Raw genomic sequence first — 12,384 nt, 5'->3', positions numbered from 1 at the left:
GGGCTAAAAATTTGACATGGAGTTGATAATTATTATCATTTATGCAGATTGTGCAAGGAGAACACATGAAAATCTACTGGACCCTAAAAAGCATTCCCGAACTGGCCGGCCTAAACCTGTGGGAGCGCGGAAGACGGTGGCGTAGCGCATATAAAGCAGCATTCCGCCATTGGCAGACCTGGGCGGGCCTCGCCGTCTGCGGGGCCTTTGGCTACGCAGGATCGTATTTTTTCGGTATTGTCGGCACAGTGCTTCTGGCCGGGCTGGGCGGCTTTGTGTACGGTCAGATTGTGACACACGTAGTCCTTAAACATTATCGTTACCGGCTGCGCGGCGAAGCAGGCTGATCTTTCTGGGCTGTACGGCCTTCGCGCGTAGCAGACCCGCACGCGACAGGTCTTAGTTCAACGCATCCCAGTGAATGTAGCGCTGCGTCAGCTCAAAGTCAGCCAGTAGTAGTACTGGCTCCAGGAGCCGGGGAAAAGAAGACAGCGACGCACCAGAAACGTAGCGGCGCTCAGCTTCAGTCACGTTTTCTGTCGTTCAAGCGCGCTATGGTGGTGAAACCAGCCCAAGCTAAGTCCTTTTGCTGGCTGCGGAATAAGCATTTAACTGACGTAAACAAACATTGTTCATCATCTGTTCATCCAGCAATTAAAGCATGGTTGATAGAACATCTGATTCTGGCTCGCGGCATTTCTAATGCAAGCTTAAGGACGGCTATGAGCGATAAGCGGACGTCAAAATGATAGCTACAGGGATGTGTTCCACATTAAACATATTAACCCAGTGCCGAACCGATCATCGAGTACACCTATTGCCGCAATAGTTAGCGCGATCACAATACCAGCACTTATTGTTAATTATGCAATAGTAACTATGGTTATCATTATCCCATCGAAAGCAAACGCGCTTTCAACCATACAAACCAAGGATAAAGACCATGAAAACCATTAAAGCTATGTCTATCGCCGCCGTTGCCGCTCTTTCACTGATGTCAGCAGCCAGCTTCGCGCAGAGCGTTACCGCAACGTCCCTTACTATGGACGGTGCCGAGGCTAAAATCGCCGCGCAGGCCCAGCAGCAGGGCGCACAATACAAAATCATTGAGGCCAGCAATGGCAACGTCGTTCACATGACCGCTGAGCTGTACAAATAACGGATGGTCGCAAAAGGAAGTGCCAGGAAAGGTCGCCCACGGGCGGCCTTTTTTGTATCTGAACCGTTATACAGGCAAATTGAACAGAACATCTCAGCAGCGAACCTAAGCAGTGCCTTCAGCTGGCGTTCCCTGGTGAAAAACCAGAGTCCAATGCCCTTTATCCGAATACAGCCAGCAGGAAGAACGCAATGCATGACGCCTGCCGTCAGCATTAGACGTCCGGTAGTGAAGCATGGCGCAGCATCCCCCCATTTCGGTGAGTCGGAAATTAATGCTGATAATCGGCGATGCAGTTTTCTCGTTTAATAGCGACGTGATTGTCTTTGAACGGTCAACCATCACACCTGAGCGTGTTATTTGCAGGAATTCAGGGTGGGGAAGCCACTCCCGGTCGTTTCGCCTGTCATCGTGAAGGCTGCATTCCAGCAACCTGAGCTTTTCCAGAAGCATTCTGCTTATCATCAAGTGATCTTACCGAATGCTCTCTTCTAACATTAAAGTGCTTCACTGAACCGCTGTAGGCTCTCATCGTGATTGGAACTTAGAAGCAGTTTTGAGCGGGAAACGGTCTTTATCCCATGTAAGTAATACCCTGTACGTCATATGTTTCATTACGCAACGATGTCATTAATGTTTTATTTCCACTCGTGGCACGATGTGAGCGAAGAAGTAGGTCCGATTAGAGCAAAAAACGCGATTTTTATCTAAATCTTCACAACATGACTGACACCGCTGTGGAATAATTAATGGGAAGTGGATGAACGTTAAGCTTCTTTGTTAATTCCCGTATTCAACATCTTTCAAATTAGAACAGCGAGGCATTGCGCTCCATACCAACCTCGGCTCCTTGGATGTGGTAAACGTGACAAGCGCACTTGTAGGCCCAATTTGAACTTCGTCTATTCGAACGTTTACGTCATCAGTTGTAAGATTTTGAGATGCAAAAACCCGATTATCCGGCCTTGTCACATCCTCAACTACTGCATCGGCCACCTGTTGTACATTTAAAGCTGGGCAGGCCTCAGTATCCGCCTTAATGCCAAGTTTAATATCAGCATAAACAGCCATAAAGCCTAAGGCTGAAAGTGAGGCTATCCCAGCGATTATTTTAATAAAAAAATTCATCACACATTCCATTTCATTGGCTTCATTCCATACGGGTTAAGATGATAACTTCTCAGCTTATATATCCCAAGAACAACTTTTTATATTGGCAACTTGCTTAAAGTTTAATATATAAGGCTAAATTAATTAGAGTTTACCCCCTCCCACCGGTATGGTGAGCCTTACCGGAAAAAACCAGTGAGGTAAAAATGGACTTCGATACAGTGGCAACTTCAGTAAAACCTACCCTGCATCTTTTATGCGGAAAAATTGCATCAGGTAAATCCACTTTATCAGCACAATTAGGTGCTTTACCTGGCTCTGTAATTATTAGTGAGGACGACTGGCTAGCTACGCTCTATGCAAATGAAATGCAATCAGTGGCGGATTATATTCAGTGTTCCTCAAAGCTCAAAAGCGCTATGAAGCCCCACCTGGTGGCACTACTCAACGCGGGTTTATCCGTTGTTCTGGACTTCCCGGCAAACACACGGACACAGCGTGAATGGATGAAGAGTATCATTAGGGAGTCAGGTGCTGATAATCGTCTGCATTATTTGAACGTACCTGATGAAGTCTGTAGAGCCCGGCTACACGCCCGTAACGCGGAGGGTGCGCACGACTTTGCAGCTACAGATCAACAGTTCGATACCATAACGAGTTATTTCTCTGAACCCAAGGTTGACGAAGGGTTTAATATTATCGAATACCTTTAAATACATCGTCCGCGATTAAGCCACCATCGAGCCGCTTTTTTTTCGGAAATTGACGGCACTTATGATGCCATAACACATGCAGCGTCCGCTTCTGGCACTAGGCGGTCTGCAAAAGGTTCAAATTTCGAGTGCACGCTTATAGTCGAGCCTTAATAAAGCCCCTGAATACGGCATCTTCTCTAAAAGCGTTTCCGATATTCCTCGTCGCGCTGAGGTGATATACAGATAACGATCATTATCTGCAAAGGCACAGCTTGTCGGTCGCTGCACGGGGAGATTAATCCATCGCTCGATTTCTCCTTCCGGAGATATCCGCGCAATGGCAGCGCCATCAAAGAGTACACTCAGGAGAAATCCGTACTGATCAACGATCAGTCCGTCAGGCTTACCTTTTTTGGGATTAATGCTGGCAACTTCCCTTCGATGACTGACTTCGCCTGAGTCAGGATCGTTATCATATCCGTAAATTACGCCACGTCGGGAATCAGTGACGTAGAGTGTTTTGCAGTCGAGACTCCAGCTGATGCCATTGATAAGCGTGAAACCAGCATCGACGGTGTGCCACTTACCGTCTGGATCGAAGCGATACAAATAGCCTGAACCGTCTTTCAATTCTTCATCTATCAGCCCAACCCATAGGCGGCCTGAGGAGTCCAGGCTCGCATCGTTGAGGCGAAAGCCCTCCTGTGCGTGTGGCGCAGTGGCGATCCTTCGTCTCTTACCGGCTCTGTCAATTAGCTCAACATGGCAGCCTATGCCAATGATTAACTCTCCCGTATTCTTCTCCACGACAAAGCCCAGCGGTCCGGGCATGGCATGTTCCACATTCCGGCCCGTTGCGGGATCAAAATAATTGAGAGAAGCCCCAAGTGTATCAACCCATAAAAGCCTGGCTCTTGACCAGCTCCAGATGGGTGACTCTCCCAGTACAGCCTTGCCTGGAAATACCACCGAAATACCATTCACTGTCGCGGTTCCACATCAGGAATAGCGATCGACTGCCAGTTCTCTGCAACCTCCTGAGCAGTTGATGCCTTAACGGCGCGAAGATTTCGCGGATAGTCCACATTTGCGGCCTCCCTCATTTTGGTTGCGTGAAATTGCCCGTTCGCGGCACGAAGTATCCATCCCCCATCGGTGCATTCTGCTGAGGCAAGATAGGCCACTCCCGGTGCCACTTCCGAAGGGTGGAGCTCAGCAGGTTCCCCCTCTATCCCCCACATACGTGTCTGGGCAACGGGAGAAATTGCATTGACGATAATTCCATCTTTTTTGCCCTCACTGGCAAGGACATTGGTGAGTCCTATTACGGCCATCTTGGCTGCGGCGTAGGAGGCAAGACCATTATGAACATACTGCGGATAGAGCGCCCGGCAAGAAGTCGTCATAATGATGCGGCCAAAGCCAGCGGCTTTCATTGCAGGCCAGGCCGCCTGTGCCAACCAAAGAGGTGCCTTGGCAGCAATGGCCATCATATGATCAAAAGAACTTTCATCTATCGACTCGATATTCTCGTAAGCCACCCAACCCGCATTATGGATTAATGCATCCAGCCGACCCGCGACTTGAAGGGCGTCTCTGCACAAATTGTGGCAGCTCTCGCGTGTGGTCAGTTCCCCCTGGATCGCATGCACATTCAGCCCTTCGAATCGAAGTGTCTCTGCCGCCAGTTCTGCAATATTAGGGTCGACGCCCTCGCCATCAGAATTGGCACCGATATCCTGAATCAAAACCATCGCGCCAAGCTGACCCATACAACGGGCATACGCGAATCCCAATCCGCGACCCGCACCGGTGATAAGCACGACCCGACTTTTAAAATCAACCATGTCACCCTCGCCGTTTTCACTAAGTGATTGAGAAAACAACATAGAGTGATAACTTTGATATATAAAATACTATTTATATGACCTGGTAATACTTTAATTGTATCGTGGCAAGCTTGATTCAAAAACAAGAGGTATGGCGGGATATGGCGACAGAGAGTCGGGGACGGATCACTTTACGAAGAATGGAGCAATTCATTGCTGTCGCGGAGGAGTTACATTTTCACCGGGCCGCTGAACGGCTGAATATGTCGCAGCCTCCGCTGACCAGTGCCATACAGAAACTGGAGGAAGATCTCGGAGTCACTCTTATCGAGCGTGGTAATCGCGTTCTTGGCCTGACCCCTGCGGGAGAAAATTTTGTCATTGAGGCACGCGAAACCCTGCGACAGGCTGAAAAAACCATTGTTTCTACGGTAGATGTGGCTGAAGGACGAACTGGTTTTTTACGTGTGGGTTATGTAGGAAGCGCACTTTATGGCCGATTGCCCGATATTATTCGTGAATTCAGGGCAAGCCATCCGAAGGTACGACTTGAATTGCGAGAAGCAACAACCGCCGCACAGATTGCTGCTCTACGCGACGGGACGTTAGACATCGCTGTACTGATCCCCCCTTTTGAAAAGGCTGATGACATCAAACAGATCAATTTCGACAGTGATCGTCTATGTATGGCTATCCCAAAAGATCATCTTTTCAGTAAGCGGTCAGACCTGACGCTTGCCGATCTTGCAGGTGAACCCTTTATTTTGTGGCCAATGCCTGAGGGACGGAGCTTCCATCTGCAGGTTATCCGACTTTGTGCTAATGCCGGCTTTGTGCCGATGATTACTCAGGAAGCACATGGAATGCATGCAGTCTTATCATTGGTGTCTGTGGGAGGAGGTGTATCGGTCGTTCCTCAAAGTATGAGTGGCTTTCGAGGAGACCAGATTAGTTATCATCCCTTATCAGGTGCTGAGATTGAATTTGATCTCGTCATCGGCTATCGCCATTTATCTCCATCAGCGCATGCCTTCGTTCTTTCTGCCTCAGACTAGCAGCAGGGTTTATCAAATTCACTATGAAAATTTTTCCAGCCGTCGGTGATGGAGGTGTCAGCTATGCTTTCAGCGAACCCTTTTCCAAACAATTCTACTGGCGTAATGAACCCTGAGCGTGCGAGTCCAGACAACACTCTCCTTGCAGCCTCAGTTGCAGCCAGTGCAGTAAAGCTGTAACCGTTGACAGTGTCTAGCAGCATTCTCACTCTCTTTCCTTCAGCATCGACGACTTCGGCAGCAGCCTGATAGCGATTGCTTGCACGCTCCTCGGCTGATGGACCATCTGGTATCGCGGATAAATCCCCCTGAGGGAACCCATTCCCACTAACGTGTACAAACGTAGCGATGTCAGGGATACCCGTTGCTCTCCAGACAGTGATCAGATCTGGCAGGGTTACAGGAAAACATTCTCGTGCGCCTTTGCCAAAATCGAATGATCTCAGTTCTTTAGGATCCGTCGGTACGAGCTGCCCATTGAGTCTGGCCAAACATTCCGGCGAAAGATTCTCCAACGCGCTTACTGCTGAACCTCGTGACATCGATCCTGTCACATTTAGGGCCAGTGAAATGCTTCTGGGTGACTTAACCCGATCTGCGGCATGTCTGGCGAGGCAACCCAGCATCGCAACACTTCCACCGCATCCTGGAAGCAACATAACGCCCTCAGCGCTGGCTTCGCTATCATAGGCTTCAGCCAATCTATAGCTGTCATGTTCGGCGGCAATATCAAGGTAATGCACCTGATTGCGTACTGCTGCTTTTATCAGAACGTCAGCCGTGTGGAAAAATGGGCCCGCGCAGTTAAGCAGTACCGTTACACCTGCAAGCGCCTGATCGACAACAGACGGGTCTTCCAGAGTGAAAACGTTAAAAGGTAAGTTCAGGTCATTGGCCATAGCGGCCAATTTCTCTTTATTACGCCCCGCAATAATGACCGAAATGCCGGACGCTAATACGTGTTGAACAATCATGCTGCCGGTATAACCGGTTGCGCCATAAATCATCAACGTCTTCATATTCGACCAGCTTGTTGCCAATTTTTGTATACAAATTCAAGGGTATATCCATCGGGATCCCGGACCTGTGACGCGTAATAACGAGGGTCATAATGCCGTTGCGTGCCGGGAGGGTGAATTTCGGTTGCCCCCGCAGCGAGTGCTTCAGCATGGGCGTCGTTGACCATGTTTTCCGATTCTGCATTGAAACCTACGTGAACAGCATCCGGGCAAACGACTCCCTGCCTGAGCCAAAAAAATATCCGGCCATTTGCACCAAAGCCTTTCAGGTCTGGATGCCCAGAAGGCCCCTGTTTACCGTCATAATCATGACGGTTTACGATGCCGAGAATAGGCAGAACGCGCTCATAAAATGCGATGGAACGTTCAGGATCGCTGACTGAAATAAAGATATGGTCGAGCATAGTGTGTTCCTTTTTCAGACGTGAAAGCCGCCCGCAACTTCAATTGACTGTGCACTGATCCAGCCACCATCGGACGTTAATAGTGAGGCAATCACGCGCGCGACTTCATGAGGTTCACCTACGCGTCCTAACGCCGTTTGTGCAGCAAGCAGAGATTCAAGCTCATCATTAAGTCCACCGCCAAGCTCGGTGCGGATGGGGCCGGGCGATACCGCGTTCACCCTAATTCCACGACTACCAAACTCCTTAGCCATATAGCGAGTGAGGACTTCAAGGCCACCTTTGAACGCCGCATAAGGGGCTACGCCAGCGATGGCTACGCGTGTGGTGGCGCTGGTAATATTCACAATACTGGAATCTTTACGCAGTAAAGGCAGCAGCTTCTGAGTTAAAAAGAATGGCCCTTTAAGATGCACATTCATTAAGCCATCAAATTGCGCTTCAGTGACTGTATCAAGCGGATTAAACAGTCCGTAACCGGCGTTGTTAACGAGACCATCCAGACCAGATGCATTCCATTGGGTTTTCATCGCCTGCTCAAGTGAACTGCGGAATAGATCAAAACTTCCAACATCACCCACATCCAGCTGCATCGCAATGGCTTTACCGCCTTCAGCCTTGATGCGTTCAACAATAGATTGTGCAGATTCACCTTGGCTGTTCCAGGTCAGAATGACGCCAAATCCACGTCGGGCACACTCTATCGCTGTACTGGCACCTATTCCCCGGCTACCGCCGGTAATCAGAACATATTTCATCATTGCTCCTGTAAGTTAAAGAATACGCTTCACAGGTTACGCATCAGGAGGAACGCTGGCGTATGCGATCCTCTTCGATTGTTGCCCAATTCTGCTTTTATGCTGTTGCTGGATACGGAGGCGTGCTATCAATCGCGGATGGAAAATAAATTACACGAACTAAGAGAGCTGGCTTCCGGAGCTGGAAATCAGCGGACAGAGACGGGAATACCGCGGGTGGCTATGGTGCAGGGAGAAATTCCTGAGCACAGACTTTCTGCTGTTTATGAGCCGATGATTAACCTGATTCTGACGGGTTCAAAAAGTATGTCTGTCGGTGGCAGGACCTTACACTATAATCCTGCAACTTACTTTGTGATGTCGGTAGACTTACCCGCTGTAGGTAATGTATTTCCTGATGACGTTACCAATGCACCTTATTTGGCCGTCAGTTTGACGCCCAAAGCTGAAATTATTGCAGACCTATTGGATAGTATTCCCAAAACCGGCACGGCTAATCTTTATCATTCAGGATTTTCGGTAGCGCCGGTAACGCAGGAATTACTGGATGCCTGGTTAAGGATGCTTAGCCTTATCAGAAAGCCAGATGAAATAGCCGCTCTGGCACCAGCGTATGAACGGGAAATTCTTTTTCGGGTACTGCAGGGACCAATGGGTTGGATGTTACGGGATATCGCTACGCCTGATACCCATCTTGCACGTATCTACAAGGTAATTAACTGGATTAAGAGAAATTATGCGCAATCTTTGCGGGTAGAGGATCTGGCTGGAATGGCAGCACTAAGCGTATCCGCCTTTCATCGCCATTTCCGCGCTATTACCGCCCTCAGCCCAATGCAATACCAAAAACAAATTCGCCTGATGCAGGCCCGATATAAGCTTGCCACCTCCGGCGAAAATATTATGAATGTCGCGCTTTCGGTAGGCTATCAAAGCCACACTCAATTTAGCCGAGAATACGCAAGATATTTTGGATTGCCACCTTCAGCGGATATGAAAAAAAATCTCACTTCAAAGGGCTAACACTTTTAATTAACGAGGGACAAATAGGACATTGATTTTCATCGCTGCATTCATTGCACTGCCAGTGGCATAAGGAAAAGAGAATGGTTAAGAATCGACTCGTGCATAAGTTGAGGATCCCGGAACGTGATGCTGAAAATAATTAGCGTTATAGGCTCCCGACAACGTACGCTTCTGGCACACAGCGGACATTTATAGTTACAAAGGCAAGGGCATTACGACTCTCACGCTAAACCCTTCAGTTAATCATTTCCAGAATATGAAGACTGAAATCATTGGAATGACTGATGGATATCCAATTCGCTCATCCCACCCCGGGCGACCCGGGGTTTGTTGAGCTAAGAACGCAGAGCATGGCTGAAGGATTTAATATACTACGCAGGCTGGAAGAAAATTGGCTTAGCGGAAATAGTTTTAAATTACTTAGTCTGTTATTTAATATTCTGATATTTCCTGCCTGGCTCTCGCCAGCGAATCACTTTTGGACATCCGATAATTTGACGCTATCTCATCTGCATAATCAGAAATAAAATATTCAAGATAAGCAGGATACTCTTCTTGCGTCATTAAGCGAAACGAGACCATCATTTAATCCTTATTAGTAAGCTTATAGATAGAAAAGAGCAGATTAATAGCATTAACAACGATATAACGGTAATGATATTAATTTAAAGAATTATAAAGTTACCGTGCGATTACTTGAGTTGACATCTCATTTTCCTCTACTGGCACAAAGCAGACAGCTGCTAGACAGGGTCCCATATGCGCGAAAAGCAGGCATTATCTTATGTAGTTTTAGTTCGTTTCCAGACCCTTGCCATGCCTTCACTCACAGGGCTGACTCGCATGAAGCCAAATTTTTCGTACAACTCCGGGACATCAGCCATGAGAGTTACATAAGCACCATCACATGCATTTTTATCGAGCCAGTTTGCCAAACTTTCCATTAACTTGCGGCCCAGCCCTCTTCCCTGATGCTCTGGATCAACAGCTACATCGACAATTTCCATATTAATGGCGCCGTCACCCACTATACGTCCCATGCCGACGACAGTATTCTGCCAGCATATATGTACACCATAACAGCTGTTAGGCAGCCCCAGACGGACACCCTCTGCGGTACGAGGCGTCAACCCTGAGATAATGCGTAAGCGGCAAAAATCCTCTACGGACGGAACAGTTTCAACAAGCTGATAGTAATCAGACAAAAGGGTATCCTCTGGTTTAAGTCCACTTTTGAGCACAGAGCGGACTGACTTGGGCACAAGGTCCGATATGAGCGAAAAGCGGACCTTAATCATATGTATTTTGGAGTAGTAAGCCCGCTAATTAGCGGGCTTAAGGCCATTATTTTTTTAACATGTATATGCAGGAATTGACGGTATCCCCATCATCCGTAGTAACTGTGACGGGCACGCGCTCGTATTGACTACCTTCAAATTCGTCAAGTACATCCCAGTGACGCTGCAAATTCTCTGACGTAAAAAGAAATCCTTGCACGCGATTGCCTGAATTATCCAAAATAATACCGGGATAGCCCATTTCGGCTCCCCATCCCTCATTGATAAGAGAGCCTGCGACATGCCCTTCGCGCCATGCACCACCTATCTTTTCGAGAATATGAGCGTTAGGACGGCCTGGTCCCAACGTTCCGTAAACAAACAGACTTTCCATGCATCCTCCTGTTAAAAGTAATAATCAGAATATCTTACTATCAACTTTTTCTTCCAGAGTAGATGCGTAGCAAATCCATCAACGTCCGCTCCTGGCACAAAGCGGACGGTTCAAATAACAGTAACCGTTAGACTTCAAGTGCGGCGAGGATTACGGTTTCCATTTTTTCCGGGGTGGTGAAGGGTGCAAAGCGCTTGAGCGGTTTGCCGTCGCGTCCGATCAGGAACTTAGTGAAGTTCCACTTGATCCGTCCACCCAGCACGCCGGGCAATTCCTCTTTCAGATAACGAAACACTGGGTGCGTTGCGGTGCCGTTGACTGCCACTTTCTCGAACATGGGAAAGCTCACACCGTAGTTGATGTGACAGGTCTGCGCGATGTCGTCGGCACCGCCGGGTTCCTGCTTACCAAACTGGTTGCAGGGAAACCCAAGCACCACCAACCCCTGAGCGGCGTACTTTTTATAGAGCGTTTCAAGGCCAGCGTATTGTGGCGTAAATCCACAATGGCTGGCGGTATTAACCACCAGAACCAGTTTGCCAGCGTACTCGGCCATCGAGATGGGCTGGCCTCGCAGACTGGTGGCAGTAAGTTGATGAAAGGGGGCCATGTCGCAATCCTCAGAGCAAAATCCGCACTACCTCGCCATTGCCAGTCGACTCGTTGCCGAGGGGCACGGAGTGGGCAGCAGCATTAAGCTACCCAATATGACATACGGACGGTCTTAATTCTCCGCATTCATACATTCAAATCAATCACCACTTGCCCTGCCGGAATAGACGGCGATTGGCGAAAACGGCGTCTGGTTGATGAAGCCTTCTGGCCAGTTACAGTCAGCGAAGATCAGTGCGTTAACGGAGTTGCTGATTGCATGGTTTGCTGTTCCACGTTGGTAGCCGGTGTAAATGAGGTCTTGAAGCGACCGGCAAATGTGACCAAAATAGCCAATGGTCACAAATCGTCACTCTTCGCTCAATGAGCAGGTTTAAAAAAATGACAGAGCAAAAAAATCCCGCCGCCACGCGGGGTCCTTCCGATCACACCATTCGCGACCAGATTGTCGCTGCCGCAATGGAATACTTTAGCCACTACGGTTTTGAAAAAACCACCGTGTCCGATCTCGCGCGATCCATCGGATTCTCTAAAGCCTATATCTATAAATTTTTCGGCTCTAAACAGGAAATTGGCGAAGTCATCTGTGTCAATTGCCTCACAGAGATTACTGCACGCCTAAATGGCGCGCTGGATAGTTCACCGTCTGCCACAGAAAAAATAAGGCAACTGTTTAAAACACTTGCGGTGGCAGGCAGTGAGCTGTTCTTCCGCGAACGTAAACTGTATGACATCGCCGCGGCGTCCTCGCGCGAGCACTGGGCCGCTGCCGTCCAATATGAAGCTTCACTGCGCGCAACCGTACTTGCCATCCTGCGTGAAGGACGCGCTGCGGGAGAGTTTGAGCGTAAAACGGCGCTGGATGAAACGGCTGCCGCGGTTTATCTGGTGCTCAAACCGCTGGCCGATCCTCTTCAGCTCCAGACCTCCCTTGATACTGCCGAGGAAGATGCAATCCAATTGGCGGCATTAGTGCTAAGAAGTCTGGCACCGTAATTAGTGACCATTGACATAATTGGTCACTAGTCAGAGAATGGGTACTCACA

The 12,384-nt window shown here is 48.6% G+C and carries 16 protein-coding genes and 2 pseudogenes; 7 read left to right on the top strand and 11 right to left on the bottom strand.

Annotated features, from left to right (window positions below; translation table 11 throughout):
* Positions 1–65 precede the first annotated feature (65 nt).
* Together WFL93_RS07575 and WFL93_RS07570 are read left to right on the top strand one after the other, a co-directional pair.
* Positions 66–347 (top strand): hypothetical protein, encoded by a 282-nt coding sequence (locus WFL93_RS07575; RefSeq protein ID WP_336777728.1) that lies wholly within the window; start codon positions 66–68, stop codon positions 345–347.
* Between the two features lie 596 nt (positions 348–943).
* Positions 944–1,159 carry a YdgH/BhsA/McbA-like domain containing protein gene (locus tag WFL93_RS07570; protein WP_008102115.1) on the top strand — a complete coding sequence of 72 codons (216 nt, stop codon included), beginning with the start codon at positions 944–946 and terminating at the stop codon, positions 1,157–1,159.
* 780 nt (positions 1,160–1,939) lie between these two features.
* Here the strand turns inward: WFL93_RS07570 and WFL93_RS07565 are convergent.
* Positions 1,940–2,287 (bottom strand): hypothetical protein, encoded by a 348-nt coding sequence (locus WFL93_RS07565; protein ID WP_336777727.1) that lies wholly within the window; start codon positions 2,285–2,287, stop codon positions 1,940–1,942.
* A 188-nt stretch (positions 2,288–2,475) separates the two neighbouring features.
* Here WFL93_RS07565 and WFL93_RS07560 point away from each other — a divergent pair, with 188 nt between their 5' ends.
* The gene (locus WFL93_RS07560; protein WP_336777726.1) at positions 2,476–2,982 is read left to right on the top strand and encodes an AAA family ATPase; all 507 of its coding nucleotides are present in this window, start codon (positions 2,476–2,478) and stop codon (positions 2,980–2,982) included.
* Positions 2,983–3,099: 117 nt separating this feature from the next.
* Here the strand turns inward: WFL93_RS07560 and WFL93_RS07555 are convergent, their stop codons facing one another.
* Positions 3,100–3,948 carry an SMP-30/gluconolactonase/LRE family protein gene (locus WFL93_RS07555; RefSeq protein ID WP_336777725.1) on the bottom strand — a complete coding sequence of 283 codons (849 nt, stop codon included), beginning with the start codon at positions 3,946–3,948 and terminating at the stop codon, positions 3,100–3,102.
* Entirely contained in the window at positions 3,945–4,853 is a 909-nt protein-coding gene (locus tag WFL93_RS07550; RefSeq protein WP_336777724.1) for an SDR family NAD(P)-dependent oxidoreductase, read from the bottom strand. The genes WFL93_RS07555 and WFL93_RS07550 overlap by 4 nt, the downstream gene beginning before the upstream one ends.
* A 140-nt stretch (positions 4,854–4,993) precedes the next feature.
* On the opposite strand from WFL93_RS07550, the gene WFL93_RS07545 reads away from it, so the two are divergent.
* The gene (locus WFL93_RS07545) at positions 4,994–5,848 is read left to right on the top strand and encodes a LysR family transcriptional regulator (RefSeq protein ID WP_336777723.1); all 855 of its coding nucleotides are present in this window, start codon (positions 4,994–4,996) and stop codon (positions 5,846–5,848) included.
* Here WFL93_RS07545 and WFL93_RS07540 read toward each other — a convergent pair.
* From WFL93_RS07540 to WFL93_RS07530, 3 genes are read right to left on the bottom strand one after another with little or no spacing between them, the layout of a single operon-like run.
* Entirely contained in the window at positions 5,845–6,867 is a 1,023-nt protein-coding gene (locus WFL93_RS07540) for a saccharopine dehydrogenase family protein (protein ID WP_336777722.1), read from the bottom strand. The two genes, WFL93_RS07545 and WFL93_RS07540, sit on opposite strands and share 4 nt — an antisense overlap.
* Entirely contained in the window at positions 6,864–7,271 is a 408-nt protein-coding gene (locus tag WFL93_RS07535; protein WP_007885122.1) for a VOC family protein, read from the bottom strand. Before WFL93_RS07535 ends, WFL93_RS07540 begins: the two co-directional genes overlap by 4 nt.
* Before the next feature lie 14 nt (positions 7,272–7,285).
* Positions 7,286–8,029, bottom strand: a complete 744-nt coding sequence (locus tag WFL93_RS07530) for an SDR family NAD(P)-dependent oxidoreductase (RefSeq protein WP_180824045.1) — start codon at positions 8,027–8,029, stop codon at positions 7,286–7,288.
* A 138-nt stretch (positions 8,030–8,167) separates the two neighbouring features.
* Here WFL93_RS07530 and WFL93_RS07525 point away from each other — a divergent pair, with 138 nt between their 5' ends.
* Both WFL93_RS07525 and WFL93_RS07520 read left to right on the top strand, forming a co-directional pair.
* On the top strand, positions 8,168–9,052 hold the full coding sequence (locus tag WFL93_RS07525; RefSeq protein WP_336777721.1) for an AraC family transcriptional regulator: 885 nt from the start codon (positions 8,168–8,170) through the stop codon (positions 9,050–9,052).
* A gap of 287 nt (positions 9,053–9,339) precedes the next feature.
* Positions 9,340–9,459, top strand: a pseudogene (locus WFL93_RS07520) (GNAT family N-acetyltransferase); the annotation flags it as partial.
* Between the two features lie 34 nt (positions 9,460–9,493).
* Here the strand turns inward: WFL93_RS07520 and WFL93_RS07515 are convergent.
* The 5 genes and pseudogenes from WFL93_RS07515 to WFL93_RS07495 form a co-directional block, all read right to left on the bottom strand.
* Positions 9,494–9,637, bottom strand: a pseudogene (locus WFL93_RS07515) (GNAT family N-acetyltransferase); the annotation flags it as partial.
* 200 nt (positions 9,638–9,837) lie between these two features.
* Positions 9,838–10,260 (bottom strand): GNAT family N-acetyltransferase, encoded by a 423-nt coding sequence (locus WFL93_RS07510; protein WP_036619826.1) that lies wholly within the window; start codon positions 10,258–10,260, stop codon positions 9,838–9,840.
* Between the two features lie 139 nt (positions 10,261–10,399).
* The gene (locus tag WFL93_RS07505; RefSeq protein ID WP_336777720.1) at positions 10,400–10,726 is read right to left on the bottom strand and encodes a gamma-glutamylcyclotransferase family protein; all 327 of its coding nucleotides are present in this window, start codon (positions 10,724–10,726) and stop codon (positions 10,400–10,402) included.
* A gap of 127 nt (positions 10,727–10,853) precedes the next feature.
* Positions 10,854–11,336, bottom strand: a complete 483-nt coding sequence (locus WFL93_RS07500; protein WP_336777719.1) for a glutathione peroxidase — start codon at positions 11,334–11,336, stop codon at positions 10,854–10,856.
* Positions 11,337–11,477: 141 nt separating this feature from the next.
* A complete protein-coding gene (locus WFL93_RS07495) occupies positions 11,478–11,681 on the bottom strand; it encodes a hypothetical protein (RefSeq protein WP_336777718.1) in 204 nt (67 codons plus the stop codon).
* A gap of 38 nt (positions 11,682–11,719) precedes the next feature.
* On the opposite strand from WFL93_RS07495, the gene WFL93_RS07490 reads away from it, so the two are divergent.
* Positions 11,720–12,334: a TetR/AcrR family transcriptional regulator gene (locus WFL93_RS07490; RefSeq protein ID WP_180824038.1), complete on the top strand. Its 615-nt coding sequence runs from the start codon at positions 11,720–11,722 to the stop codon at positions 12,332–12,334.
* Positions 12,335–12,384: the final 50 nt, after the last annotated feature.

Source organism: Pantoea sp. USHLN256, assembly GCF_037149875.1.
Classification (GTDB): domain Bacteria; phylum Pseudomonadota; class Gammaproteobacteria; order Enterobacterales; family Enterobacteriaceae; genus Pantoea; species Pantoea nemavictus.
The sequence above is the reverse complement of the archived record's forward strand: the minus strand, read 5'-3'. Positions and strand labels throughout refer to the sequence as shown.

Bases quoted from the DNA above. Each gene is read 5' to 3' on its own strand.
- WFL93_RS07570 (WP_008102115.1), top strand. From the start codon at position 944: ATGAAAACCATTAAAGCTATGTCTATCGCCGCCGTTGCCGCTCTTTCA.
- WFL93_RS07530 (WP_180824045.1), bottom strand. From the start codon at position 8,029: ATGAAATATGTTCTGATTACCGGCGGTAGCCGGGGAATAGGTGCCAGT.
- WFL93_RS07500 (WP_336777719.1), bottom strand. From the start codon at position 11,336: ATGGCCCCCTTTCATCAACTTACTGCCACCAGTCTGCGAGGCCAGCCC.
- WFL93_RS07535 (WP_007885122.1), bottom strand. From the start codon at position 7,271: ATGCTCGACCATATCTTTATTTCAGTCAGCGATCCTGAACGTTCCATC.
- WFL93_RS07560 (WP_336777726.1), top strand. From the start codon at position 2,476: ATGGACTTCGATACAGTGGCAACTTCAGTAAAACCTACCCTGCATCTT.
- WFL93_RS07545 (WP_336777723.1), top strand. From the start codon at position 4,994: ATGGAGCAATTCATTGCTGTCGCGGAGGAGTTACATTTTCACCGGGCC.
- WFL93_RS07540 (WP_336777722.1), bottom strand. From the start codon at position 6,867: ATGAAGACGTTGATGATTTATGGCGCAACCGGTTATACCGGCAGCATG.
- WFL93_RS07565 (WP_336777727.1), bottom strand. From the start codon at position 2,287: ATGAATTTTTTTATTAAAATAATCGCTGGGATAGCCTCACTTTCAGCC.
- WFL93_RS07575 (WP_336777728.1), top strand. From the start codon at position 66: ATGAAAATCTACTGGACCCTAAAAAGCATTCCCGAACTGGCCGGCCTA.
- WFL93_RS07550 (WP_336777724.1), bottom strand. From the start codon at position 4,853: ATGTTGTTTTCTCAATCACTTAGTGAAAACGGCGAGGGTGACATGGTT.
- WFL93_RS07505 (WP_336777720.1), bottom strand. From the start codon at position 10,726: ATGGAAAGTCTGTTTGTTTACGGAACGTTGGGACCAGGCCGTCCTAAC.
- WFL93_RS07525 (WP_336777721.1), top strand. From the start codon at position 8,168: ATGGAAAATAAATTACACGAACTAAGAGAGCTGGCTTCCGGAGCTGGA.
- WFL93_RS07490 (WP_180824038.1), top strand. From the start codon at position 11,720: ATGACAGAGCAAAAAAATCCCGCCGCCACGCGGGGTCCTTCCGATCAC.